The following is a 24793-nucleotide window of genomic DNA, read 5'->3' on the forward strand; positions in this document are numbered from 1 at the left end:
TATTATACTCTTTTTTATTAAATACTTCATATTAAAAATGTAAGTCCTGAGAACGAAAAAAGTCTAGCGAGTTATTGTCGCTAGACTTTAAAACTATTGCAAATTAACCTTGTTTTTCAAGATATAGTAGGTTCCGAGGTAAAAGATAGCTATGAATATGAGTTCTTCAACAATGCCTACGCTTGCTCCCATATAGAAATTATCATTAAATCCTGCAAGTGAATTAATATAGAAGTTAGTACTGGTATTGAAGAAGACTTCAATAAATCCAATGACGATTTGGATACCAATGTAGGCTGCAACAGCGAGTGCGGTACGGTATTCATTGAACAGTTGTCCGATGGAAATAGCCAAGTAGATGCAGAGGATTCCTGAGATGGTATTTAGTAGGAAGGATACCCCCATAAGAGAGAGTTGAGGAAGGAATGTTCCTACAAGTGGAATCAACTCAGAATTTGATATCCATTCTGGAACCGTTATGGTAACAATAATAAAAGCGCTTAGAACTAGTACAGTGGAGCTAAGGATAGACCAAATGAAGGCTCCAACTAATTTGGCTGTGATGATATGGTGTTCAGAAACTGGCAAGGTCAAGGTCAGATAGCCTTGTCGGTCATAGACACTACCTTTGAATCGTTTAATAATCAAGAAAATGGTTGAAATCCCAAGTGTAATCATCAATCCACCAAAGACTGTAGCTAGAGAAAGTAGCATAGCAGCCTGACTTTCTTGATAAGGTAGATTTTTAAAGCCTTGTGTCTGTATTCCGATAAGGGCAGAAAGGGCTAGCACGGCAGCGTAAAGGGCTAAATACCACTTGTTAACATTTTTAAATTCGTAGCGAACTAAATTCCAAAACATAATAATCTCCTTTGCTTAGGCCTTAAATTCCTGACGGAAGAGCTGGTCGATGGATTCACCTGACTCATAGCGAATATCATCTACATTGCCTTGACGGACGACTTTTCCGTCCTTCAGGAAGACAATTTCATCTAAGATTGGCTCGATATCAGAAATCAAGTGGGTAGAAATCAAAACGGTAGAAGTTGGGGAGTAGTTGTTGATGATAGTATTGAGGATATAATCACGGGCTGCTGGGTCCACCCCACCAATGGGTTCGTCCAGAACGTAGAGACGAGCATCACGGCTCATAACCAAAATCAGTTGTACCTTTTCCTTATTCCCTTTTGATAATTTCTTGAGACGACTATTTTCATCAATGCCGAGGTCTGCAAGTAGATGATGGGCGCGTTCAAGATTGAAATCTTTATAGAAGGTCTTGAAGTAGGTTAGGGCTTCTTTGACCTTCATTTGCTCATTGAGATAGGTCGTATCAGGCAAATAAGCTACGATGGCCTTGGTTGCTGGACTTGGGTCCATGTCGTTGATAAGGACACGTCCTTGATCTGGTTGCAAGAGGCCATTGATTAGTTTAATCAGGGTTGTTTTTCCTGAGCCGTTTGGCCCAAGGAGACCAACAATTTTTCCAGCTGGAATGTCAAGGGAAACATTTTCAAGGGCTGGTGTTGCTCCATAAGATTTGGATACATTTTCAAATGCTAGTAATGACATAGGCTTAAACTCCTTTAATATAATCGCCGACTACGCCTGGTAGTTCTTCTTTTTCATAGCCAAAATGGGTCATGGAGGAAACGAAGTGTTCCAATTCTTCTTCTGATAATTGTTTGCGCGATTGGGTGATTAGCTCCTTATCCTCAGTCACAAATCGTCCAGTTGTGCGCTTACTGTAGACAAATCCTTCTCGTTCAAGGTCTGACAAGGCTCTTTGGATGGTGTTTGGATTGACACCGGCCTCGCTAGCTAGCTCTCTCACGGTTGGAAGTTGTTGATTGGGTTCCAGTGTATGGGAAACAATCTGAAGCTTGATTTTCTCCATAATCTGTAAATAGATGGGTTTTTTGTTGTCAAATGTCCAGGACATCTTGGTCTCCTTTCTTTTATCCTTTTGTCTTAATTAAATAATACAACAAAACAAAAAACTTGTCAAGCAAAAAGAAGAATTGTTTTGGGAATCGTTTAAAAAATGGTATAATGAAAAGAAAACGATAAGGAGGGAAAGGATGCGTTGTCCAAAATGTGGGGCTACCAAGTCAAGTGTTATCGATAGTCGCCAAGCAGAAGAAGGGAACACCATTCGTAGAAGACGTGAGTGCGATGAATGCCAGCACCGTTTTACAACCTACGAACGGGTAGAAGAAAGAACCTTAGTGGTTGTTAAAAAAGATGGCACACGGGAACAATTCTCCAGAGATAAAATCTTTAATGGGATTATCCGCTCAGCCCAGAAACGTCCTGTGTCAAGTGATGAAATCAACATGGTAGTCAATCGTATCGAACAGAAACTCCGTGGTCGAAATGAAAATGAAATTCAAAGTGAGGACATTGGTTCACTCGTCATGGAGGAGTTAGCTGAACTGGACGAGATTACCTATGTACGTTTTGCCAGTGTCTATCGTAGCTTTAAGGATGTCAGTGAGTTAGAGAGCTTGCTCCAACAAATCACCCAGTCCTCTAAAAAGAAAAAGGAAAGATAAATGAAGCCAATTGACCGTTTTTCTTATCTAAAGAATAATCGGGTGTCGCAAGATACCTCATCTCTGGTACAGTGCTACCTCCCGATTATCGGTCAGGAGGCACTGAGCCTTTATCTTTATACAATCAGTTTTTGGGATAATGGTAGAAAGGAATATCTTTTTTCAAGCATTCTCAATCATCTCAATTTTGGGATGGACAGACTTTTAAAATCTTTGAAAATCCTATCTGCTTTTAATCTCTTGACCCTCTATCAAAAAGGGGATACCTATCAGCTAGCCCTTCATGCTCCTCTATCTAGTCAAAACTTCTTGGAGCATCCTGTTTATCGCAGACTTTTGGAGAAAAAGATTGGCGACTCGGCTGTGGAGGATTTGAAAGTTGAAAGTGCTGATGGTGAAGAAATACCTGTCTCGCTCAATCAAGTCTTTCCAGACTTGGCAGAACTGGGAAGTCAAGAAGACCTTGGTCTCAAGAAGAAAGTGGCCAACGATTTTGACTTGGACCATTTTCGTCAGCTTATGGCTCGAGATGGGCTTCGCTTTGCGGATGAGCAGTCCGATGTCTTAAACCTCTTTGCCATCGCCGAGGAGAAGAAATGGACTTGGTTTGAAACTTATCAATTGGCCAAGTCAACAGCTGTTTCCCAGGTTATTTCAACCAAACGCATGCGGGAAAAAATTGCTCAAAAACCTGTTTCCTCTGACTTTAGTCCTAAGGAAGCAACCATTATCAAAGAAGCCAAAAGTAAGACTGCCCTGCAGTTCTTGGCAGAAATCAAGCAAACACGCAAGGGGACCATTACCCAAACAGAAAGGGAACTCTTGCAACAGATGGCTGGTTTGGGCTTGCTGGACGAAGTCATCAATATCATTCTCTTGTTGACCTTTAATAAGGTAGATTCGGCAAATATTAATGAAAAATATGCCATGAAGGTAGCCAATGACTATGCCTATCAAAAGATTCATTCGGCAGAAGAGGCAGTTTTGCGCATCCGTGAGAGAGGGCAGAAGAGCCAGGCTCAAAAGGCTAGTAAACCGAATCCTGCTAAGTCCAATGTACCCAAGTGGAGCAATCCAGATTATAAGAATGAAACCAGCGAGGAAACTCGTCTGGAACTAGAACGTAAGAAACAAGAACTATTAGCTCGATTAGAAAAAGGAGGAGATTAGATGGAAAGTGTCGGAGACGTACTCAAACGTCAACCTAGCCGTTTTCATTATCAAGATTTGGTCCAGAAAATCATGAAGGACCCTGATGTTGCGGCCTTTATCCAGCAAGAATCCCTCAGCCCAGAGGAATTGAATCGCAGTATCTCCAAGTTTAATCAGTACATCACCGAGCGTGACAAATTTCTCCGTGGGGATACGGATTATATTGCCAAAGGCTACAAGCCTATTTTGGTTATGAATCATGGCTATGCGGACGTTTCTTATGAAGAAACTCCAGAACTAATCGCGGCTGAAAAAGAAGCGGCTATTAAGAACCGTCTCAAGTTAATCAATCTGCCAGACACTCTCAAGAAAGCTAGTTTGGCTCAAGTAGATTTGGATGATTTGGGTCGCTTGCCAGTTTTTGAAAAGCTATTAGCTTTCGTGGAACAATATCCAACTATTCGAAAAGGTCTCTATCTCTATGGAGACTTTGGTGTGGGTAAAAGTTTCATGGTGGCTGCCTTAGCCCATGATTTATCAGAAAAACGTGGTGTTTCATCCACCCTCCTCCACTATCCTAGCTTTGTCATTGATGCCAAAAATGCTATCGGTGATGGCAATGTCAAGACCTTGGTGGATGAGATTAAGCTTTCTGAAGTCCTGATTTTAGATGATATTGGTGCCGAGCAATCAACAGCTTGGGTGCGTGATGAAATCCTGCAAGTCATTCTCCAATATCGGATGCAGGAAAATTTACCGACCTTTTTCACCTCCAACTTCAACTTTGAAGAATTGGAGCTGCATTTCGCTAAAGGGAAGCATGGAAATGACGAAACTTGGGAAGCCAGACGCGTCATGGAACGCATCCGTTATTTGGCTGAGGAGACTCGTTTAGAAGGAGTGAACCGTCGATGACAGAAACGATTAAACTGATGAAAGCTCATAAGTCTGTTCGAAGATTTAAGGAGCAAGCCCTTCCTCAGGAAGACTTGACTGAAATCCTGACAGCAGCGCAAATGGCCTCGTCTTGGAAGAATTTCCAATCCTACTCTGTGATTGTGGTACGAAGTCACGAAAAGAAAGATGCCTTGTATGAATTGGTGCCTCAAGAAGCCATTCGCCAGTCTGCTGTTTTTCTTCTCTTTGTCGGAGATTTGAACCGAGCAGAAAAGGGAGCACGACTCCATACGGATACCTTCCAACCCCAAGGTGTGGAAGGTCTCTTGATTAGTTCGGTCGATGCGGCCCTTGCAGGTCAAAATGCCTTGCTGGCAGCTGAAAGCTTGGGCTATGGTGGTGTCATTATTGGCTTGGTGCGGTACAAGTCAGAAGAAGTAGCAGAACTCTTTAATTTGCCTGACTACACCTATCCTGTCTTTGGGATGGCACTAGGACTACCAAATGAAGAACATGAAGTCAAACCTCGCTTGCCATTGAATCAAGTGGTGTTTGAGGAAGAATATCAAGAACAGTCAACTGATGCAATCGAAGCTTATGACCGTGTACAGGCGGACTATGCTGGAGCGCGTGCAACCACAAGCTGGAGTCAGCGTCTAGCAGAACAGTTTGGTCAAGCTGAACCAAGCTCAACTAGAAAAAATCTTGAACAGAAGAAGTTATTGTAGAAAGTGAGAAATTATGGCCCTACCAACTATTGCCATTGTAGGACGTCCCAATGTTGGGAAATCAACCCTATTTAATCGGATCGCTGGTGAGCGAATCTCCATTGTAGAGGATGTCGAAGGCGTGACACGTGACCGTATCTATGCAACGGGTGAGTGGCTCAATCGTTCGTTTAGCATGATTGATACAGGAGGAATCGATGATGTCGATGCTCCTTTCATGGAACAAATCAAGCACCAGGCAGAAATTGCCATGGAAGAAGCAGATGTTATCGTCTTTGTCGTGTCTGGTAAGGAAGGAATTACCGATGCAGACGAATACGTAGCCCGTAAGCTTTATAAGACCCACAAACCAGTTATCCTCGCAGTCAACAAGGTGGACAACCCTGAGATGCGAAATGATATCTATGATTTTTATGCCCTTGGTTTGGGTGAACCACTGCCAATCTCATCTGTCCATGGTATCGGTACAGGGGATGTGCTAGACGCTATTGTAGAAAATCTTCCAAATGAATATGAAAAAGAAAATCCAGATGTGATTAAGTTTAGTTTGATTGGTCGTCCCAACGTTGGAAAATCAAGCTTGATCAATGCCATCTTGGGAGAAGACCGTGTCATTGCCAGTCCAGTTGCTGGAACAACTCGTGACGCCATTGATACCCACTTTACAGATACAGATGGTCAAGAGTTTACCATGATTGATACGGCTGGTATGCGTAAGTCTGGTAAGGTTTATGAAAATACTGAGAAATACTCTGTTATGCGTGCCATGCGTGCTATTGATCGTTCAGATGTGGTCTTGATGGTCATCAATGCGGAAGAAGGCATTCGTGAATACGATAAACGTATCGCAGGATTTGCCCATGAAGCTGGTAAAGGGATGATTATCGTGGTCAACAAGTGGGATACGCTTGAAAAAGACAACCACACTATGAAAAACTGGGAAGAAGATATCCGTGAGCAGTTCCAATACTTGCCTTACGCACCGATTATCTTTGTATCAGCCTTGACCAAGCAACGTCTCCACAAACTTCCTGAGATGATTAAGCAAATCAGTGAAAGTCAAAACACACGTATTCCATCAGCTGTCTTGAACGATGTGATTATGGATGCTATTGCCATCAACCCAACACCGACAGACAAAGGAAAACGCCTCAAGATTTTCTATGCGACTCAAGTGGCAACCAAACCACCAACCTTTGTTATCTTTGTAAACGAAGAAGAACTCATGCACTTTTCTTACCTACGTTTTTTGGAAAATCAAATCCGCAAGGCCTTTGTCTTTGAAGGAACACCAATCCATCTCATCGCAAGAAAACGTAAATAAAAAAGTAGAATCTGGAATGACATTTCCAGATTTTTTTGATAGAATGAAGATAAAGAAAGCGCTAACAAAGAGAGGTGTTGATGATGGAACATTTGTTTAAATTCTTACTTTTAGCACCTTACTTTTATTTTGATAACTGGATTGAAAAGGGCAATAGAGAGAGTAAGTTTTTCCCAATATTTTACTATTTTTACTGGTTTTATTTTCCGCTCTTTGCCTTGCTTGGAATATTCATGGCAGTTGTTTCAATCTTCTTTATCACTATACTTTTAAAAAATTGGACAGATATCAGGTCTTGGGGTATTTGGTTTCTTTTTATTCTGCTAGCTATTAGTATGAATTGGTTAACTTATTCCTGTTTCAAAAAAATGCTTAGACTAAGAAAGGAGTTAGGAAAGTCTAAAGCGGGAAGGCATTGATTTATATTGGTAAGAACATTTAATAGAATGAAACTAAAGAAAACAATTTTAAAGAGGAGGTGTCGAAGATGAAACTGTCGTTTAATTGGTTTCATTTGATACTCTTATTTCCTTGCTTTTACTTTTTTTATTGGATAGATAATGCTGATAGAAACAGTAAGTTTTTCCCCGTTATCTACTATTTCTACTGGATTTATATTTCCCTTTTAGCTCTGTTTAGCTTGGATATGACAATTTTTTCATTCTTATTTTTCCCTTTTGTTCTAAATTATGTATCAGATGCTAGTGATTGGGGTGTTTGGTTGCTTCTGATAGTCTTATCTCTAGGCAGTGACTGGTTAACCTATATCTTTTTCAAAAACATGTTTCGCTTGAGACGAGAACTAGGGAAGTCAAAAGGTGGAAGGTATTGATTTATATGGTTTTTATTGATAGGAGGTAGCTTATGACACGTCTAAAATCATTTATTACTCGCTATTCCAAGGTCTATATTGGTTTAGTTCTGTTGATCTGGATTGCTTTCTTCTTTCTTCCTTGGGGCAGTCCGATTCTGGGGGGAAAGATTGACCTCTTCAGCATACAGAAAGTCTTGCTAGTTTTTGGCATTCTGTCCATTTTGATGGCCTTGCTGTCCAAGAAAGTCAGTCTCTTTGTTTTTGGATTGATCTGCTGTTTTTCTCTTTGGATTAATCTATTTATCCTATTTGCCATTTTGCCGATTTTTGGCAATTAATCAGTCATAAAAATCAGAGAGGTTAGCTTGGGAACTAGCCTCTTTTTCCTTTTCAAAATGGGGATTCTTCCTTGAAAATAATCAGTAATTGTGCTAAAATTAAAAGAACATTCTAAAATATTCGGAATTTAAAGTAAGGAAAAACATGGCTAATATTTTAAAAACAATTATCGAAAATGATAAAGGAGAAATCCGTCGTCTGGAAAAGATGGCTGACAAGGTTTTCAAATACGAAGACCAAATGGCTGCTTTGACAGATGACCAACTAAAAGCAAAAACAGTTGAATTTAAAGAACGTTATCAAAATGGAGAATCACTGGATTCATTGCTTTATGAAGCTTTTGCGGTTGTCCGTGAGGGTGCCAAACGTGTCCTAGGCCTCTTCCCATATAAGGTTCAGGTCATGGGGGGAATCGTTCTTCACCATGGTGACGTGCCAGAGATGCGTACAGGGGAAGGAAAAACCTTGACTGCGACCATGCCGGTATACCTCAATGCCCTTTCAGGTAAAGGGGTTCACGTAGTTACGGTCAATGAATACTTGTCAGAACGTGACGCGACTGAGATGGGTGAATTGTACTCATGGCTTGGTTTGTCAGTAGGGATTAACTTGGCTGCCAAGTCTCCAATGGAGAAAAAAGAAGCCTATGAGTGTGATATTACCTACTCAACCAACTCAGAAATTGGATTTGACTACCTTCGTGATAACATGGTCGTTCGCGCTGAAAACATGGTACAACGTCCGCTTAACTATGCCTTGGTCGATGAGGTTGACTCAATCTTGATTGACGAGGCGCGTACACCTTTGATCGTATCAGGTGCTAACGCAGTTGAAACTAGTCAGTTGTATCACATGGCAGACCACTATGTAAAATCTTTGGACAAAGACGACTATATCATCGATGTGCAGTCTAAGACTATTGGTTTGTCTGATTCAGGGATTGACAAGGCTGAAAGCTACTTCAAGCTTGACAATCTCTATGACATCGAAAACGTAGCTCTTACTCACTTTATCGATAACGCCCTTCGTGCCAACTACATTATGCTTCTCGATATTGACTATGTGGTGAGCGAAGAACAAGAAATCTTGATCGTTGACCAATTTACAGGTCGTACCATGGAAGGTCGTCGTTATTCTGATGGATTGCACCAAGCTATTGAAGCTAAAGAAGGTGTGCCAATTCAGGATGAAACTAAGACATCTGCCTCAATCACTTACCAAAACCTCTTCCGTATGTACAAGAAATTGTCTGGTATGACAGGTACAGGTAAGACTGAGGAAGAAGAATTCCGTGAAATCTACAACATTCGTGTTATTCCGATCCCAACAAACCGTCCTGTTCAACGTATTGACCACTCAGACCTTCTTTATGCAAGTATTGAGGCTAAGTTTAAGGCGGTTGTCGAAGACGTTAAGGCTCGTTACCAAAAAGGTCAGCCAGTCTTGGTTGGTACAGTTGCAGTTGAAACTAGTGATTACATTTCTAAGAAATTGGTCGCAGCTGGCGTGCCTCACGAAGTCTTGAATGCTAAGAACCACTATAAAGAAGCCCAAATCATTATGAATGCTGGTCAACGTGGTGCTGTTACCATTGCGACTAACATGGCCGGTCGTGGTACCGACATCAAGCTTGGTGAAGGAGTTCGTGAACTTGGAGGACTTTGTGTTATTGGTACAGAACGTCATGAAAGCCGTCGTATCGATAACCAGCTTCGTGGACGTTCAGGTCGTCAAGGAGACCCAGGTGAGTCACAATTCTACCTATCTCTTGAAGATGATTTGATGAAACGTTTTGGTTCTGAACGCTTGAAGGGAATCTTTGAACGTCTCAACATGTCTGAAGAGGCCATTGAGTCTCGTATGTTGACACGTCAGGTTGAAGCGGCTCAAAAACGTGTCGAAGGAAATAACTACGATACCCGTAAACAAGTCCTTCAATACGATGATGTCATGCGTGAACAACGTGAAATTATCTACGCTCAACGTTACGATGTCATCACTGCAGATCGTGACTTGGCACCTGAAATTCAGGCTATGATTAAACGCACGATTGGTCGTGTCGTTGATGGTCATGCGCGTGCCAAACAAGATGAAAAACTAGAGGCAATTTTGAACTTTGCTAAGTACAACTTGCTTCCAGAAGATTCTATTTCAATCGAAGACTTGTCAGGTTTGTCTGATAAGGCTATTAAGGAAGAACTCTTCCAACGTGCCTTGAAGGTTTACGATAGTCAGGTTTCAAAACTACGCGATGAAGAAGCAGTTAAAGAATTCCAAAAAGTCTTGATTCTACGAGTGGTAGATAACAAGTGGACAGATCATATCGATGCCCTTGATCAATTGCGTAACGCGGTTGGACTTCGTGGCTATGCTCAGAACAACCCTGTTGTTGAGTATCAGGCAGAAGGTTTCCGTATGTTTAATGACATGATTGGTTCGATTGAGTTTGATGTGACACGTTTGATGATGAAAGCACAAATTCATGAACAAGAAAGACCACAAGCAGAACACCATATCAGTACAACGGCGACTCGCAATATCGCTGCCCACCAAGCAAATATGCCTGAAAATCTGGATTTGAGTCAGATTGGACGGAATGAACTTTGCCCATGTGGTTCTGGTAAGAAGTTTAAAAACTGTCACGGTAAAAGACAATAAAATGAGATAGTTTAGAGGCGGATACCTTGTGAAAAGTAAATTTTTACTTGGTATCCGTTTGCTTTATGAGGAGATGAGTTATGGTATTTACAGCAAAAAGTCCTAAAATTAATATTGAAGAAGTTCGTGCCTTATCAAAATTAGAAGGCCAAGCTTTGGAGAGAAAATCACAGCGCGATAAAGAGCTAGAAGCCATTATACGTGGAGAAGACCAGCGGATTCTCTTGGTAATCGGGCCATGCTCATCTGACAATGAAGAAGCTGTTCTTGAATACGCTATGCGTTTGGCAGTTCTACAAGAAGAAGTAGCAGACCGTATCTTTATGGTTATGCGTGTTTATACTGCCAAACCCCGTACCAACGGAGATGGCTATAAAGGCTTGATTCACCAGCCTAACGCGACAGAAGCGCCTAGTCTTATCAACGGAATCAAAGCTGTTCGCCATCTTCACTATCGTGTTATCACAGAAACAGGCATGACAACAGCTGATGAAATGCTTTATCCTGAAAATCTTCCGCTAGTGGATGATTTGATTTCTTACATGGCGGTTGGTGCTCGTTCAGTTGAAGACCAGCAACACCGCTTTGTGGCCAGTGGGGCAGATTTTGCGACTGGTTTTAAAAATCCAACCTCTGGAAATCTCAATGTTATGTTTAATGGGATTTATGCTGCTCAAAACAAACAAAGTTTCCTTTTCCTAGGAAAAGAAGTGGAAACAACTGGGAACCCACTTTCGCATGCCATTCTTCGTGGAGCGACCAATGAGTATGGTAAGAATATTCCTAACTACTACTATGATAATTTGATGGATACTATTGCCCAGTATGAGAAAATGGGCTTGGAAAATCCCTTTATCATTGTGGACACCAATCATGACAACTCTGGTAAGCAATACATGGATCAGATTCGAATTGTCCGACAGACCTTGATTAATCGTGATTGGAATGAAAAAATCAAGCAGTATGTTCGTGGCTTTATGATTGAGTCTTATCTAGAAGACGGCCGTCAAAACGAACCAGAAGTATTTGGCAAGTCTATCACGGACCCTTGCCTAGGCTGGGAAAATACAGAAGCCCTTGTCAGAGAAATCTACCAAACGCTAGGAGAATAAGATGGCATTTATTGAAAAAGGTCAAGAAATCGATATTGAAGCAATCAAGGCAGAAACCCAATTGTCTGCGGAAGCCTTGCGTCTAAAAGAGCGTCGTGATAGAGAATTGGCAGACATTATTTCAGGAGAAGATGACCGTATCCTTTTGGTGATTGGTCCTTGCTCTTCTGATAATGAAGAGGCTGTCTTGGAATATGCCCGCCGTTTATCTGCCTTGCAGAAGAAGGTGGCGGACAAGATTTTCATGGTTATGCGTGTTTATACTGCCAAACCTCGTACTAACGGAGACGGCTATAAAGGTTTGGTTCACCAACCAGATACTTCTAAGGCTCCAAGTCTGATTAACGGTTTGCAGGCTGTGCGCCAGTTGCACTACCGCGTGATTACAGAGACAGGTTTGACAACGGCAGATGAGATGCTTTATCCATCAAATCTGGTTTTGGTAGATGATTTGGTCAGCTACCATGCTGTGGGGGCTCGTTCTGTGGAAGACCAAGAGCACCGCTTTGTGGCCTCAGGGATTGATGCACCGGTGGGGATGAAAAATCCAACCTCTGGAAATTTGGGTGTTATGTTTAATGGCATCTATGCTGCTCAAAATAAACAGACCTTCCTCTTTCATGGTCAAGAAGTGGAGACTTCAGGAAATTCCTTGGCCCACGTCATCCTTCGTGGTGCAGTTAATGAATATGGGAAAAATGAGCCTAACTTTTACTATGAAACCCTGCTAAATGCTATTGAGCGCTATGAATCCATGGGACTTGAAAATCCCTTTATCCTCATTGATACCAACCATGATAACTCAGGCAAGCAATATATGGAGCAGATTCGAATTGTTCGCCAGACCTTGCAAAATCGTGATTGGAATGAGAAGATTAAAAAGACAGTTCGAGGCTTTATGATTGAATCTTACCTAGCAGATGGTCGTCAAAACCAACCAGAGGTCTTTGGTTGCTCTATTACAGATCCTTGCCTAGGTTGGGAAAATACAGAGGCCTTGGTAGAAGAGATTTATGCTACCTTGACAAAATAAGTGAAAAGGATGGAGTTGGGGAATCTCAACTCCTTTTGATGAGAATGATAGTTGGACACGGAATTGACATCGAAGAATTGGCTTCGATAGAAAGAGCAGTTACACGACATGAAGGCTTTGCTAAGCGCGTTCTGACCGCTAAGGAAATGGAACGATTTAACAGTCTTAAAGGACGCAGGCAAATAGAATATTTAGCTGGTCGCTGGTCGGCTAAAGAAGCCTTTTCCAAGGCTATGGGAACAGGTATTGGCAAGCTCGGTTTTCAAGATTTGGAAGTCTTGAACAATGAACGCGGGGCGCCTTATTTTAGTCAGGCACCATTTTTAGGAAAGATTTGGCTGTCTATCAGCCACACAGATCAGTTTGTGACAGCCAGTGTTATTTTGGAGGAAAATCATGAAAGCTAGTCCACATAGACCAACCAAGGCTCTGATTCATCTGGGAGCTATTCGACAAAATATTCAGCAAATGGGGGCTCATATCCCTCAAGGAACGCTCAAATTTGCAGTAGTCAAGGCTAATGCCTATGGGCATGGAGCTGTTGCTGTTGCGACGGCTATTCAAGATGATGTTGATGGCTTTTGTGTTTCGAATATTGATGAAGCCATTGAACTCAGACAGGCTGGACTCGGCAAACGAATCCTTATTTTAGGAGTTTCTGATCTAGAAGCTGTTTCTCTTGCTAAAGAATACGATATCACCTTGACTGTGGCTGGACTGGAGTGGATTCAAGCACTCTTAGTTAAGGAAGCTGATTTAGCTGGTTTGACAGTCCACCTCAAGATTGACTCAGGAATGGGACGGATTGGTTTTAGAGAGGCTCGTGAAGCTGAGCAGGCTCAAGACTTGCTCCAACAACATGGTGCTCGTGTTGAAGGGATTTTTACCCACTTTGCTACTGCAGACGAGGAATCAGATATCTACTTTAATGCCCAGTTAGAACGGTTTAAAACCATTCTGTCAAGTATGAAAGGTCTTCCAGAGCTGGTTCATGCCAGTAATTCGGCAACGACTCTTTGGCATGCAGAGACCATTTTTAACGCCGTCCGTATGGGAGATGCCATGTATGGTCTGAATCCTAGCGGAGAGGTTTTGGACTTACCCTATGACTTGAAATCAGCCTTGACCTTGGAGTCTGCTCTGGTTCATGTCAAGACAGTTCCAGCCGGAGCTTGCATGGGCTACGGAGCGACCTATCAGGCAGACAGCGAGCAAGTCATTGCGACGGTGCCAATCGGTTATGCGGATGGTTGGACACGTGACATGCAGAATTTCTTCGTCTTGGTAGATGGCCAAGCTTGCCCAATCGTTGGGCGGGTTTCGATGGACCAAATCACCATTCGTCTGCCTAAGCTTTATCCACTGGGAACCAAGGTAATCTTGATTGGCTCTGACGGAGGCAAGGAAATCACAGCTACTCAGGTAGCGACCTACCGTGGGACTATTAACTATGAGGTGGTTTGTCTTCTCAGCGACCGCATTCCGAGAGAATATTATTAGAAAAGAAAGGAGTGGAGCATGAATCTACATCAACCCTTGCATGTCTTGCCTGGTGTGGGACCAAAGTCAGCAGAAAAATACGCCAAACTTGGAATTGAAAACTTGCAAGACCTCTTGCTCTACTTTCCTTTCCGTTATGAAGACTTCAAAACTAAGCAAGTGCTGGAACTGGAAGACGGGGAGAAGGCAGTCCTATCTGGTCAAGTCGTGACTCCTGCTAGTGTCCAGTATTATGGTTTCAAGCGCAATCGCCTGCGTTTTAGTCTCAAGCAGGGAGAAGTTGTTTTTGCGGTGAATTTCTTTAACCAGCCCTATCTGGCTGATAAGATAGAGTTGGGAGCAACTCTTGCCGTCTTTGGAAAATGGGACCGTGCCAAGGCTAGTCTAACTGGGATGAAGGTCGTGGCTCAGGTGGAAGATGACCTCCAACCTGTTTATCGTCTGGCTCAGGGAATCAGTCAGGCCAGCTTGGTTAAGGTCATCAAAACGGCCTTTGATCAGGGACTGGACCTCTTGATTGAGGAAAATCTGCCCCAGTCTTTGCTCGATAAATACAAACTCATGTCCCGTTGTCAGGCAGTTCGTGCTATGCATTTCCCCAAGGATTTGGCAGAATACAAGCAAGCCCTTCGCCGTATCAAGTTTGAGGAACTTTTTTATTTCCAAATGCAATTGCAGACGCTTAAGTCTGAAAATAGAGTTCAGGGAAGCGGTCTGGTCCTGGACTGGTCTAAGGAAAAAGTGACAGCAGTCAAGGAAAGCTTGCCTTTTGCCCTGACCCCAGCTCAAGAAAAGAGTTTGCAGGAAATTTTGACCGACATGAAGTCGGACCACCACATGAATCGTCTTTTGCAAGGGGATGTGGGGAGCGGAAAAACGGTAGTCGCTGGCTTGGCCATGTTTGCGGCAGTGACAGCTGGCTACCAAGCAGCCCTCATGGTACCGACAGAAATCCTTGCAGAGCAACACTTTGAGAGTTTGAAGAGTCTCTTCCCAGACCTAAAACTCGCTCTCTTGACAGGTTCCTTGAAAGCTGCAGAAAAGAGAGAAGTCTTGGAGACTATTGCCAAGGGTGAGGCTGATTTGATTATCGGAACCCACGCTCTGATTCAGGATGGGGTGGATTATGCTCGTCTGGGCTTGATTATCATCGATGAGCAGCACCGCTTTGGTGTAGGGCAAAGGCGCGTTCTGAGAGAAAAAGGCGACAACCCAGATGTCCTCATGATGACAGCGACTCCCATACCACGGACGCTGGCTATCACAGCATTTGGAGATATGGATGTTTCCATTATTGACCAGATGCCAGCAGGACGGAAGCCTATTGTGACACGCTGGATCAAGCATGAGCAACTACCTCAGGTCTTGACTTGGTTAGAGGGGGAAATCCAAAAAGGTTCTCAAGCCTATGTCATCTCTCCCTTGATTGAAGAATCAGAAGCTCTGGATTTGAAAAATGCCATTGCCTTATCAGAGGAATTGACGGCTCATTTTGCTGGTAAGGCAGAGGTGGCTCTTCTACATGGTAAGATGAAGAGTGACGAAAAAGACCAGATTATGCAGGATTTCAAAGAGAGAAAAACAGATATTCTGGTTTCAACAACGGTTATCGAGGTCGGGGTCAATGTTCCCAATGCGACCGTCATGATTATCATGGATGCCAATCGGTTCGGGCTCAGTCAGCTTCACCAGCTCAGAGGTCGTGTGGGTCGGGGAGATAAGCAGTCTTATGCAGTTCTCGTTGCCAATCCCAAGACGGATTCTGGGAAAGACCGTATGCGCATCATGACAGAAACCACCAATGGATTTGTCCTTGCGGAGGAAGATTTGAAAATGCGTGGTTCTGGTGAGATTTTTGGAACCAGACAATCAGGACTACCAGAGTTTCAAGTGGCTGATATTATCGAAGATTTTCCGATTTTAGAAGAAGCCAGAAAGGTTGCTAGCTACATTAGTTCGATAGAATGCTGGCAAGAGGATCCAGAATGGTGCATGATTGCCCTTCATTTGGAAAAGAAAGAGTATCTAGATTAAGCTTTCTCTAAGAAAATCTTAAGCTAGCTTTCAGGTTAGCCCCTTATACTAGAGTCATCAAAAAGAAACGAGGACTCTCATATGACCGTAACGATTAAAGTAAATTACCAAACCACTTTCCAGAAGAAGGAAGCAAAAAAATAAGACTGAATAGGAGAAGAAAGAGCGAAAGTGCTCTTTTTTGTTTTTAAAACTACAATTTATTGAATCTAAAATAGTACACTACAGATTCTAAAACATTTCTAGAAATTAATTTGACTTTCCTAATTTCTTTGTTCATATCTTATTTCAATACACTATATCTTACTGTTTCAGAGCCCACATCTAGCATAACTAAAAAAGATTCTTCCATCTATCACGGAAAAATCTGTCATTGATTTACTGATTTATAAAAACTCCAACCACGGTTTACGAACCTCGTCTTTGATGGTTTCTCTGTATTTTTTTAATTCCAAGAACTCCATCTTGACCAGATGATTTTCTGACCGTTAGTGCTGGTCTTACAACAATGCCTCAAACTCAGCGACGGTCATGCCCAATTGCTCACTCGCAAATTCGGAAGTTAAAACATGTTGGCGTACTAAATCTAGAAAGGTAAAGATTTTCCCACGCTCTAGACCTTGTTCAACTCCCTCTGCTCTAGCAGTTTCCAAAGCATAGTCCTGTGCTAACAATGCTTGTTCTTCTCGCATACGTAGTTGACTAAACATTTTCCTATCCTCCTCAGACCAGCTCTTGTAGTCTAGCAGTTGGTCTGCCTGACTGATGGCTCGCTCGGGTGCTTGGGTAAAGGGTTTGTTCCCAAAAAACTCCAACCATGGCTTGCGAATGCTATCTTTGCTGGTTTCTCTGTATTTTTTAAGTTCCAAGAACGCCATCTTAACCAGATGGTTTTTCTGACCATTAGTGCTGGTCTTACAACAAGGCCTCAAACTCAGCGACGGTCATGCCCAATTGCTCACTCGCAAATTCGGAAGTTAAAACATGTTGGCGTACTAAATCTAGAAAGGTAAAGATTTTCCCACGCTCTAGACCTTGTTCAACTCCCTCTGCTCGGCCTTGTTCAACTCCCTCTGCTCTAGCAGTTTCCAAGGCATAGTCCTGTGCTAACAAGGCTTGTTCTTCTCTCATACGTAGTTGACTAAACATCTTCCTGTCCTCCTCGGACCAGCTCTTGTAGTCCAGCAGTTGGTCTGCCTGGCTGATGGCTCGCTCGGGTTCCTGAGTAAAGGGTTTATTCCCAAAAAACTCCAACCACGGTTTGCGAATGCTATCTTTGCTGGTTTCTCTGTATTTTTTTAGTTCCAAGAACGCCATCTTAACTAAATGGTTTTCCTGACCATTGTTGGTAATGGTTAAAACCTCACCTGTCGTGTCCTCACGCATACTGAAACTGTGAAAGGCTAGGTCATCTGAGAAATAATTACTATCCACAATAGCAATTGCGTATACTGGTGCGATGTGTTTGTAACTCTGGTGAGTGTTTCCTTCTTGTTGACGAATTTTTTCTAGATTTTGATTGACCTGACTGCATAGGTAAGCCCACAGGCGATTGATGAAAAAATTCTGATGATGCACTTGTATTTCGATAATAACCTGGGTGCCGTTGTCTAACTCCGCTAAAACGTCTATACTGGTATAGAAATCCTGCACTGAATAAGGTATGGAGGGTAATACGTGAATATTGCTTCCCTCCAAAATGGTCACATTTTTGGCTGGTAAGTCCAGCATATCGCGAATAAATTGACAAGTGATTTCTGGGTTGCTAAAAATCTTCTTAGCCACTAAATCATTGGTCGGGCTAATGCCCGGATGTCTGAGAATCATTCTTTCTCTCCTTTCATTATAGCACATTTTTACCTCTAGGTTGACTAGATTTAGTGCTTCTATCTATTTATTCGTAAAAAAGCGTAACTTCTCAAAGTAACTTCCCTCTCTCTCCCAAAACTGGAAGTTAGTTTTAGAAGTGACCCAATGAAAATCAAAGAGCAAACTAGGAAACTAGCCGCAGGTTGCTCAAAACACTGTTTTGAGGTTGCAGATAGAACTGACGAAGTCAGTAACATATATATACGGCAAGGCGAAGCTGACGTGGTTTGAAGAGATTTTCGAAGAGTATTACCCTTCTTTCTTGCATTGCTTTTCTAGATATGCTACAGTTATGGTAGCGATTACAAAAAGGAGCATGTTATGAAAAATCCAGCTTTGTTAAAAGAAATCAAGACTTATAGAGGGCGAGATGAGGTTCCAGAAGACTTTGATGCTTTCTGGGATGAGGAAGTGAAAAAAGTTTCAACTCTTCCAGCCTACCAGTTGGAGGAAAGAAATTTCCACATTCCTCAAGTTAGTTGCTATGAGTTAACGTTTGAAGGAACCAATGAAGGCAAGGTTTATGCACGCGTCGTTCTTCCAAAGAGTGAGGAGAAGGTTCCACTAATCTTCCATTTCCATGGTTATATGGGACGTGGCTGGGACTGGGCCGACATGCTGGCCTTCACCGTGGCTGGTTACGGTGTTGTTTCCATGGATGTGCGGGGGCAGTCGGGTTACTCACAAGACGGCTTGCGTTCTCCTCTAGGAAATACCGTTAAGGGGCATATCATCCGTGGTGCTGTGGAAGGTCGGGATCAGCTCTTTTATAAGGATGTTTATCTGGATATTTACCAGTTGGTTGAAATTATTGCCAGTCTGCCACAGGTAGATGAGAAGAGACTTTCTAGTTATGGTGCCTCACAAGGAGGGGCTCTAGCTCTAGTTGCAGCAGCGCTTAATCCTCGGATTCAGAAAACAGTTGCCATCTATCCCTTCTTGTCTGATTTCAGACGAGTACTTGAGATTGGCAATACCAGCGAGGCCTACGACGAACTTTTCCGTTATTTCAAGTTTCACGACCCCTTCCATGAAACCGAGGAGGAAATTATGGCGACCCTTGCCTATATCGATGTGAAAAATCTTGCCCATCGTATCAAGGGTGAGGTCAAGATGATTACGGGCTTGGACGACGATGTTTGCTATCCTATTACCCAATTTGCGATTTACAACCGTCTGACCAGCGATAAAGCCTATCGCATCATGCCTGAGTATGCCCACGAAGCCATGAATGTATTTGTTAATGATCAAGTCTACAACTGGCTGTGTGGTAGTGAGATTCCTTTTAAGTATGTAAAATGATAAATGAGAGAGCCCAGTAGCTCTCTTTTTGTACAGAATCTAGTTAGCAAATATTCTAGTTCATATATACTTTGAAATTCATACTCTTCGAAAATCTCTTCAAACTACGTCAGCTTTATCTGTAATCTCAAAACAGTGTCTTGAGTAGCCTGCGGCTAGCTTCCTAGTTTGCTCTTTGATTTTTATTGAGTATGAGTTTTTTTCTGGGCTGTGGTGTCAAACAATTCATTTTCTATCTAGTTGGGTATAAGCTATTTCAATACATTGGAAAGCGTCTGTGAAATATGTTATAATTTATAAGAAAATATACAGTTTCGCTACAAATGAACATTTATATATAAGTTTATGTATAACATGGTTTTCTGATTAGGCTAATATCTTGTAAAAACGATATTCCTGTAGATACAGTACTTAAATAGCATTTGTAAAGCAACAAAATAATCTATAGCTATTTTTATTGTAAGAATCAAAGTAGAGAGTGTTATGCTAATGGAAACTGTAATATTTTATTTTTTAGAATATACTTGGATAAATTAACTTTGAAAGTTAAAGTGAGGTAATGCATGTTTGTATGTTTAAAAGGTTTGGGAAAATTTCGTAAATCCAAAGCTTATGGTTTGGTTGGTTGTTTGACACTATCTGCAGTGATTGGATTAGCTGCACCAGACTTACCAGTTATTGGTGGTGGAGTCGTTGCTGCTGATGTTATTCAGGGTGGTAACGATATAAAAGATGTGGATGTTCATAGTAAATCTGCAGAAGGTGTTGCTATGACTTACACCACTTATGATAGCGGAACAAGTGGAAAACAAACGGCTTCTGGTAGTGGTGTCTTTGTAGCGCCAAATGTCATGGTGACAGTAGCTCATAATTACTATGATAAAAATCAAGAAGACAAGTCTGCGGTCTTACGTGGTGGAGAGTCTGCTCGTAGTTATGTTGTGATGAACTCAGAAACAGAGAAGAGTAACAAAGTACCCACATCAGGGGTATCCGAGTCTCTTGAAAAAGACTCTATTCATTTGTATGATGAGAAGAATTTTGGTAAAGAATATGGTAATGACTTAGCGGTAGTAGTTACTAAAAAGCCTGTAGAAGCTATGACGGGAGGTGAGGACTCTCCAAGAGAGTTGAGTGATAAAGAGGTTTCTACTGGTGATAAAATCACTATGGTCGGATATCCCAATGATTTTTCTACTCCAAATTTAAGTAAAGAAAATAAAGCTCGATTGAAAGACGGTAAGGCTTATTCAGTCTCAACAACTGTGAGCAGTATCAATAAAGATAATGGTGCAGTCACTTATCATTCCTCAGCTTTAGGAGGTTTTTCAGGTGCTCCTTTGTTTAATGATAAGGGAGAGGTAGTCGGTATCCACCAGCACGGAACAAATACTTCAAACGCTCCTGAGAGTGAGCGTATTGGCGGTGGTACTATCTTTACGGAAAAGCACAGAGCTTGGATTCGTTCTATGATTGATAAATATGGTATAAAGGGTTGGTATATAGATGGTGCAAACCGTTACTACTATGATGAAAATCATATAGCTTTAAAAGATGTAGAGTCTGAGATTGATGGTGCTTTGTATAGTTTTGATGAAAAAGGTCGAGCTACTTTAGTAAAAGGTGAAGAAAAAGGTCGTGTTTTACTTCGAGTGGAAGATACTAAAGGAACTCGCTTGATTTCAGATAAGGTTGTTCAGGAAGGTCCTGTTGGAAGTGGTTTGAATTTTCATTTAAGACAAAATCCAGACTTCAAACAGTTAATAGCAACTTCCCCAACAGCTAAAGTAGTATCCTATAACGGAGTGCCAATTAACAAATTAGCAAGTGATACAAGTTGGTCTGATGAATATGTAAGTAAGTTAGCTTTGGGTGATACAATTATAAGAGCGGTAGTAGATTCGGTAACTCCTCCATCTACGTCTTCTTCGGATTTTGCAAGAACTGAAGTTGGTAAGGTTGATTTGAGTGGTAAATCGAACTTACCTGTGCCTAGTAAAGAGGTATTACAAGCTCCGAATGGTCCAGAAAATTTCTATGCTACAATGCACATTCAAACGCCAGATGGGTCGGGGTCAGGTACTTTAATTGCACCAAATTTGGTATTAACAGTCGCTCATAATTTCTTAACAGTTAAAGGTTCTGAAGTAATTACTAAATCTGGTCGCACCAATACGGTGTATAAAGCAACCGTACCGAATGGGTTATCTGTGAATTTTTCAGATGATGATATTGTTTATTGGAATAAGAAAGATTCAGTATTTGGATTTAAAAATGACTTAGCTTTGGTTCGGTTAAAAGAAGCAGTAAAAGAAGTAACTCCTGTAGAGGTTGTAAAACAATCTTCAAAAGTTGTAGAGGGGAATTCAGTTTCGGTCTATGGTTTTCCAGATAACAAGCTAAGTCCAGTTTTAGATAGCAAAGTAGTAGGAACTACAGACTTCGGTTCTGGAATAGAGGGAATTAGCTATGGAGGTACGAAACCTGGAGCGTCTGGTGGTGGTCTTTATAATGATAAAGGTGCTTTAATTGGAGTTCACCAAAATGGTGTTGTAGGAAGCCGCAGTGGTGGTTTAGTCTTATCAAAAGAGCAGCTGGATTGGGTTCGTTCTTATATTGAGGGTCAACCAAAAGATCCTGTCTATGTGGAAGATAAAGAAGTGGAACCTTCTAAGAAGGATTCGGATAAGGATTTAGCTGGGAAATTAGATCCAAAAAAAGATAGTGGAAAAGAAGATTCTGGTATTTTAGGTACATCTGGTGACTTTGCAGCTCCTACAGTAGATAAGCCAGACTTCACAGGCGGAGTGAATGGAAGCGAATCTCTTGTTACAGAAGTTCCAGAGTATAGCGGTGTTCTATCCACATTAGGAGACTTTCCAGCTCCTACAGTAGCTAAGCCAGAGTTTAGAGGCGGGGTCAATGGAGCAGATGCTGAGGTTCATCACATTTCAGACTTCACAGGCGGAGTGAATGGAGGCGACTCACTTGTTACAGAAGTTCCAGAGTATAGCGGTGTTCTATCTACATTAGGAGATTCTCCAGCTCCTACAGTAGCTAAGCCAGAGTATATGGGTGATACATTATCAAGCTCAGGAGAAGAATTGGCTCCAACAGTTGAACAGTATGCCTTTACAGGCGGAGTGAACGGAGACGAATCACTTGTTACAGAAGTTCCAGAGTACAGCGGTGTTCTATCCACATTAGGAGATTCTCCAGCCCCTACAGTAGCTAAGCCAGATTTTAGAGGTGGCGTGAATGGTGCGGAGACAGCAGTTCATGAAATCCCTAGGTACAAAGTTGGTACGAATGTAGCCGATGTAGCTGTACATGAATTTGCAGAATATAAGGGAGCAGATTCTCCTGTAACTCTTGCTCAGCAGATACTTCCTGGTACAGGGGAGAAGGAGAATGTAGTCCTTACCTCCCTAGGACTAATAGGTTTCTTCCTTGGATTGTTTGCAATGGGGAAAAAGAGAGAAGAATAAGAGAATAATTTTAATCATTTGGCTTTGTAAAAATAGAAAGAGGTAATGGGAATAAAATAACCTTACCTCTTTTTAAATTAGTCACATTGTTGAAAGTTATATGCATCGTACAAAAATTTTACAAAATTTTTAAAATGAAGCGTATGTACACCAGTTTTATATGAATTACCATCAATGATAAAATCATCTACTAGTGAATCCAAATTATCTAACCGTATAATTCTATGTTGCATTTTAAATCTATTTTTTAATGAATACGTAGGAAAAATAATTTTGAAATTTTCAAATTCTAAATTGGAATTGATTTCACATAATACGAAATACTCAAATAGTGCAGCTTGGAATGTTTGGATGATAAAGCAATCATAACCTTTTTTTCCTGTGTCTACACAAACAAGAAAATTTTTAAATCGAAATTTATTTTCAGAAGAGAATACTAATGGGCAATCAGAATGAAAAATTTTTTCATTTTTTCTACTTTTTTGCTTTAATTTTTCAAATTTAAGTACATTAGTCAAATTTTCAATATTATCAATCTTTTCAAGTTGGTCATCTATTGAATAAATTAATTTCACACTTTTCAATTTTGTGTTTTGATTTATAGTAAATTGAAGATTACCTATTTCTGAGAAAGCGAAATATGGAAAAGTATGATTCCCCTTCGAAAGTGATGAATAATTTCTTAGAGGTATTGAAGCTTTTATGTCTTTTTTCTGAACGTGTTTTTCCTCTAAAATAACATCATTAATCTTAAAATCATTATTTTTATATTGAAAAGCTTGCCAAATAGTATTGATAATTAATCCTGTAGTTATATTTGAAAAATAGGGATTATTTTGTATAATTGGAAAATAGTTAGGAAATTGTTGAAGGAAAGAACTTAGAGTATCTTTGCCAATTAAATCTGTAATAACCTTTTTTAGTTCGTCCATTAGCAGTCGCATCCAATCATTATATTTGTTTTTTATTATACACTTTTTAAAAAGATAGGTCTACTCAACAGATTAATAGATACAATAAATTTCTATAGAATATTGGAATCGTAATTCTCTGAAACTACTTTCAGAAACAGCTGTTCTATAAAATACTTTTGAAACTGAAATCTATTCTATGACAAAGTATTGAAAGCGCTTAACAAATGGTATATAATGACCTCATAAGAACAAAGAAAAGGAGGAAAGAGGATGCCACAGATTACTAAAGAAGCCTTGATTGAACAAATCAAAGATGGAATCATCGTTTCTTGTCAGGCCCTTCCTCACGAACCGCTTTATACAGAAGCGGGAGGAGTCATTCCCTTGCTGGTCAAAGCGGCTGAGCAAGGTGGAGCAGTCGGTATCCGAGCAAACAGTGTTCGTGATATCAAGGAAATCAAGGAGGTTACAAAACTTCCGATTATCGGGATTATCAAACGAGATTATCCGCCACAAGAACCCTTCATCACGGCTACCATGAAAGAAGTTGATGAATTGGCAGAACTGGACATCGAGGTGATTGCTCTGGATTGTACCAAGCGTGAACGCTACGATGGTTTAGAGATTCAGGAGTTTATCCGTCAGGTTAAGGAGAAATACCCTAACCAGCTCTTGATGGCTGACACAAGTACTTTCGAAGAAGGACTAGCAGCAGTAGAAGCAGGAATTGACTTTGTCGGAACAACCTTATCAGGCTATACATCTTATAGTCCAAAAGTGGACGGACCAGATTTTGAATTGATCAAAAAACTCTGTGATGCTGGCGTGGATGTCATTGCAGAAGGAAAAATTCATACACCAGAACAAGCCAAACAAATCCTTGGATATGGAGTGAGAGGTATCGTTGTTGGTGGTGCCATTACTAGACCAAAAGAGATTACAGAACGCTTCGTTGCTGGTCTTAAATAACACAATCTCAAAGCAGAGGAGAGTGGTGGATGCGTCGGATAAAATGAAAACGGATACAAATAAAAACTTACTCATTATCCAATATGGATACGCTTATCAATTAGG

Annotated in this window: 22 protein-coding genes and 2 pseudogenes; 17 read left to right on the forward strand and 7 right to left on the reverse strand. The window is 41.2% G+C overall.

Annotation, left to right across the window (positions count from 1 at the left end):
• Window positions 1–93 precede the first annotated feature (93 nt).
• The 3 genes from L0P31_RS00370 to L0P31_RS00380 are packed head-to-tail and all read right to left on the reverse strand — an operon-like array spanning window position 94 to window position 1942.
• A complete protein-coding gene (locus tag L0P31_RS00370) occupies window positions 94–861 on the reverse strand; it encodes a hypothetical protein (protein ID WP_238095289.1) in 768 nt (255 codons plus the stop codon).
• 15 nt (window positions 862–876) lie between these two features.
• Window positions 877–1572, reverse strand: a complete 696-nt coding sequence (locus tag L0P31_RS00375) for an ABC transporter ATP-binding protein (protein ID WP_004256110.1) — start codon at window positions 1570–1572, stop codon at window positions 877–879.
• A 4-nt stretch (window positions 1573–1576) separates the two neighbouring features.
• Entirely contained in the window at window positions 1577–1942 is a 366-nt protein-coding gene (locus L0P31_RS00380) for a GntR family transcriptional regulator (protein ID WP_020901665.1), read from the reverse strand.
• A gap of 139 nt (window positions 1943–2081) precedes the next feature.
• Between L0P31_RS00380 and nrdR the strand changes: the two genes are divergently transcribed.
• The 14 genes from nrdR to recG all read left to right on the forward strand — a co-directional run bounded on the left by nrdR (window position 2082) and on the right by recG (window position 16146).
• Window positions 2082–2555 carry a transcriptional regulator NrdR gene (gene nrdR / locus L0P31_RS00385; RefSeq protein ID WP_001203672.1) on the forward strand — a complete coding sequence of 158 codons (474 nt, stop codon included), beginning with the start codon at window positions 2082–2084 and terminating at the stop codon, window positions 2553–2555.
• Window positions 2556–3725, forward strand: coding sequence for a DnaD domain protein (locus L0P31_RS00390; RefSeq protein WP_049546546.1), 1170 nt, complete (start codon window positions 2556–2558; stop codon window positions 3723–3725). It abuts the gene before it with no gap.
• Window positions 3726–4622 (forward strand): primosomal protein DnaI, encoded by an 897-nt coding sequence (dnaI, locus tag L0P31_RS00395; protein WP_049546545.1) that lies wholly within the window; start codon window positions 3726–3728, stop codon window positions 4620–4622.
• Window positions 4619–5332 (forward strand): NADPH-dependent oxidoreductase, encoded by a 714-nt coding sequence (locus L0P31_RS00400; RefSeq protein ID WP_049546544.1) that lies wholly within the window; start codon window positions 4619–4621, stop codon window positions 5330–5332. The genes dnaI and L0P31_RS00400 overlap by 4 nt, the downstream gene beginning before the upstream one ends.
• 13 nt (window positions 5333–5345) lie before the next feature.
• Complete coding sequence (der, locus tag L0P31_RS00405; protein ID WP_238095291.1) at window positions 5346–6656, forward strand: ribosome biogenesis GTPase Der; 1311 nt, start codon at window positions 5346–5348, stop codon at window positions 6654–6656.
• An 83-nt stretch (window positions 6657–6739) separates the two neighbouring features.
• Window positions 6740–7075, forward strand: coding sequence for a hypothetical protein (locus L0P31_RS00410; protein ID WP_049500990.1), 336 nt, complete (start codon window positions 6740–6742; stop codon window positions 7073–7075).
• A gap of 68 nt (window positions 7076–7143) precedes the next feature.
• Window positions 7144–7488 carry a hypothetical protein gene (locus L0P31_RS00415; protein ID WP_049500892.1) on the forward strand — a complete coding sequence of 115 codons (345 nt, stop codon included), beginning with the start codon at window positions 7144–7146 and terminating at the stop codon, window positions 7486–7488.
• A gap of 32 nt (window positions 7489–7520) precedes the next feature.
• Complete coding sequence (locus L0P31_RS00420) at window positions 7521–7808, forward strand: hypothetical protein (RefSeq protein WP_000197495.1); 288 nt, start codon at window positions 7521–7523, stop codon at window positions 7806–7808.
• A gap of 145 nt (window positions 7809–7953) precedes the next feature.
• A complete protein-coding gene (secA, locus tag L0P31_RS00425) occupies window positions 7954–10467 on the forward strand; it encodes a preprotein translocase subunit SecA (protein ID WP_238095293.1) in 2514 nt (837 codons plus the stop codon).
• A gap of 80 nt (window positions 10468–10547) precedes the next feature.
• Complete coding sequence (locus tag L0P31_RS00430; protein ID WP_042750640.1) at window positions 10548–11579, forward strand: 3-deoxy-7-phosphoheptulonate synthase; 1032 nt, start codon at window positions 10548–10550, stop codon at window positions 11577–11579.
• A 1-nt stretch (window position 11580) separates the two neighbouring features.
• Window positions 11581–12612, forward strand: coding sequence for a 3-deoxy-7-phosphoheptulonate synthase (locus tag L0P31_RS00435; RefSeq protein ID WP_049491263.1), 1032 nt, complete (start codon window positions 11581–11583; stop codon window positions 12610–12612).
• 44 nt (window positions 12613–12656) lie between these two features.
• On the forward strand, window positions 12657–13019 hold the full coding sequence (acpS, locus tag L0P31_RS00440) for a holo-ACP synthase (RefSeq protein WP_049491261.1): 363 nt from the start codon (window positions 12657–12659) through the stop codon (window positions 13017–13019).
• Complete coding sequence (gene alr, locus L0P31_RS00445; RefSeq protein WP_024058081.1) at window positions 13009–14112, forward strand: alanine racemase; 1104 nt, start codon at window positions 13009–13011, stop codon at window positions 14110–14112. Before acpS ends, alr begins: the two co-directional genes overlap by 11 nt.
• 18 nt (window positions 14113–14130) lie before the next feature.
• Window positions 14131–16146 carry an ATP-dependent DNA helicase RecG gene (recG, locus tag L0P31_RS00450; RefSeq protein ID WP_238095295.1) on the forward strand — a complete coding sequence of 672 codons (2016 nt, stop codon included), beginning with the start codon at window positions 14131–14133 and terminating at the stop codon, window positions 16144–16146.
• Window positions 16147–16538: 392 nt separating this feature from the next.
• On the opposite strand, the pseudogene L0P31_RS09480 reads toward recG, so the two are convergent.
• The 3 genes and pseudogenes from L0P31_RS09480 to L0P31_RS00460 form a co-directional block, all read right to left on the reverse strand.
• Window positions 16539–16628, reverse strand: a pseudogene (locus L0P31_RS09480) (Rpn family recombination-promoting nuclease/putative transposase); the annotation flags it as partial.
• Window positions 16629–16646: 18 nt separating this feature from the next.
• A pseudogene (locus L0P31_RS00455) lies at window positions 16647–17057 on the reverse strand (Rpn family recombination-promoting nuclease/putative transposase); the annotation flags it as partial.
• 4 nt (window positions 17058–17061) lie between these two features.
• The gene (locus tag L0P31_RS00460; protein ID WP_238095297.1) at window positions 17062–17973 is read right to left on the reverse strand and encodes an Rpn family recombination-promoting nuclease/putative transposase; all 912 of its coding nucleotides are present in this window, start codon (window positions 17971–17973) and stop codon (window positions 17062–17064) included.
• A gap of 363 nt (window positions 17974–18336) precedes the next feature.
• On the opposite strand from L0P31_RS00460, the gene L0P31_RS00465 reads away from it, so the two are divergent.
• Window positions 18337–19317: an acetylxylan esterase gene (locus L0P31_RS00465; RefSeq protein WP_238095299.1), complete on the forward strand. Its 981-nt coding sequence runs from the start codon at window positions 18337–18339 to the stop codon at window positions 19315–19317.
• Between the two features lie 563 nt (window positions 19318–19880).
• Window positions 19881–22805: an SIALI-17 repeat-containing surface protein gene (locus L0P31_RS00470; protein ID WP_238095303.1), complete on the forward strand. Its 2925-nt coding sequence runs from the start codon at window positions 19881–19883 to the stop codon at window positions 22803–22805.
• 77 nt (window positions 22806–22882) lie between these two features.
• On the opposite strand, the gene L0P31_RS00475 is transcribed toward L0P31_RS00470, so the two are convergent.
• Window positions 22883–23737 carry a hypothetical protein gene (locus L0P31_RS00475; RefSeq protein ID WP_238095305.1) on the reverse strand — a complete coding sequence of 285 codons (855 nt, stop codon included), beginning with the start codon at window positions 23735–23737 and terminating at the stop codon, window positions 22883–22885.
• 252 nt (window positions 23738–23989) lie between these two features.
• On the opposite strand from L0P31_RS00475, the gene L0P31_RS00480 reads away from it, so the two are divergent.
• Window positions 23990–24688: an N-acetylmannosamine-6-phosphate 2-epimerase gene (locus L0P31_RS00480; protein ID WP_049539978.1), complete on the forward strand. Its 699-nt coding sequence runs from the start codon at window positions 23990–23992 to the stop codon at window positions 24686–24688.
• Window positions 24689–24793: the final 105 nt, after the last annotated feature.

It is taken from the genome of Streptococcus mitis (assembly GCF_022137125.1).
GTDB classification, from domain to species: domain Bacteria; phylum Bacillota; class Bacilli; order Lactobacillales; family Streptococcaceae; genus Streptococcus; species Streptococcus mitis_CE.

Coding starts and splice junctions, on each gene's coding strand:
- L0P31_RS00370 (WP_238095289.1), bottom strand. CDS start 861: ATGTTTTGGAATTTAGTTCGCTACGAATTTAAAAATGTTAACAAGTGG.
- L0P31_RS00375 (WP_004256110.1), bottom strand. CDS start 1,572: ATGTCATTACTAGCATTTGAAAATGTATCCAAATCTTATGGAGCAACA.
- L0P31_RS00380 (WP_020901665.1), bottom strand. CDS start 1,942: ATGTCCTGGACATTTGACAACAAAAAACCCATCTATTTACAGATTATG.
- nrdR (WP_001203672.1), top strand. CDS start 2,082: ATGCGTTGTCCAAAATGTGGGGCTACCAAGTCAAGTGTTATCGATAGT.
- L0P31_RS00390 (WP_049546546.1), top strand. CDS start 2,556: ATGAAGCCAATTGACCGTTTTTCTTATCTAAAGAATAATCGGGTGTCG.
- dnaI (WP_049546545.1), top strand. CDS start 3,726: ATGGAAAGTGTCGGAGACGTACTCAAACGTCAACCTAGCCGTTTTCAT.
- L0P31_RS00400 (WP_049546544.1), top strand. CDS start 4,619: ATGACAGAAACGATTAAACTGATGAAAGCTCATAAGTCTGTTCGAAGA.
- der (WP_238095291.1), top strand. CDS start 5,346: ATGGCCCTACCAACTATTGCCATTGTAGGACGTCCCAATGTTGGGAAA.
- L0P31_RS00410 (WP_049500990.1), top strand. CDS start 6,740: ATGGAACATTTGTTTAAATTCTTACTTTTAGCACCTTACTTTTATTTT.
- L0P31_RS00415 (WP_049500892.1), top strand. CDS start 7,144: ATGAAACTGTCGTTTAATTGGTTTCATTTGATACTCTTATTTCCTTGC.
- L0P31_RS00420 (WP_000197495.1), top strand. CDS start 7,521: ATGACACGTCTAAAATCATTTATTACTCGCTATTCCAAGGTCTATATT.
- secA (WP_238095293.1), top strand. CDS start 7,954: ATGGCTAATATTTTAAAAACAATTATCGAAAATGATAAAGGAGAAATC.
- L0P31_RS00430 (WP_042750640.1), top strand. CDS start 10,548: ATGGTATTTACAGCAAAAAGTCCTAAAATTAATATTGAAGAAGTTCGT.
- L0P31_RS00435 (WP_049491263.1), top strand. CDS start 11,581: ATGGCATTTATTGAAAAAGGTCAAGAAATCGATATTGAAGCAATCAAG.
- acpS (WP_049491261.1), top strand. CDS start 12,657: ATGATAGTTGGACACGGAATTGACATCGAAGAATTGGCTTCGATAGAA.
- alr (WP_024058081.1), top strand. CDS start 13,009: ATGAAAGCTAGTCCACATAGACCAACCAAGGCTCTGATTCATCTGGGA.
- recG (WP_238095295.1), top strand. CDS start 14,131: ATGAATCTACATCAACCCTTGCATGTCTTGCCTGGTGTGGGACCAAAG.
- L0P31_RS00460 (WP_238095297.1), bottom strand. CDS start 17,973: ATGATTCTCAGACATCCGGGCATTAGCCCGACCAATGATTTAGTGGCT.
- L0P31_RS00465 (WP_238095299.1), top strand. CDS start 18,337: ATGAAAAATCCAGCTTTGTTAAAAGAAATCAAGACTTATAGAGGGCGA.
- L0P31_RS00470 (WP_238095303.1), top strand. CDS start 19,881: ATGTTTGTATGTTTAAAAGGTTTGGGAAAATTTCGTAAATCCAAAGCT.
- L0P31_RS00475 (WP_238095305.1), bottom strand. CDS start 23,737: ATGGACGAACTAAAAAAGGTTATTACAGATTTAATTGGCAAAGATACT.
- L0P31_RS00480 (WP_049539978.1), top strand. CDS start 23,990: ATGCCACAGATTACTAAAGAAGCCTTGATTGAACAAATCAAAGATGGA.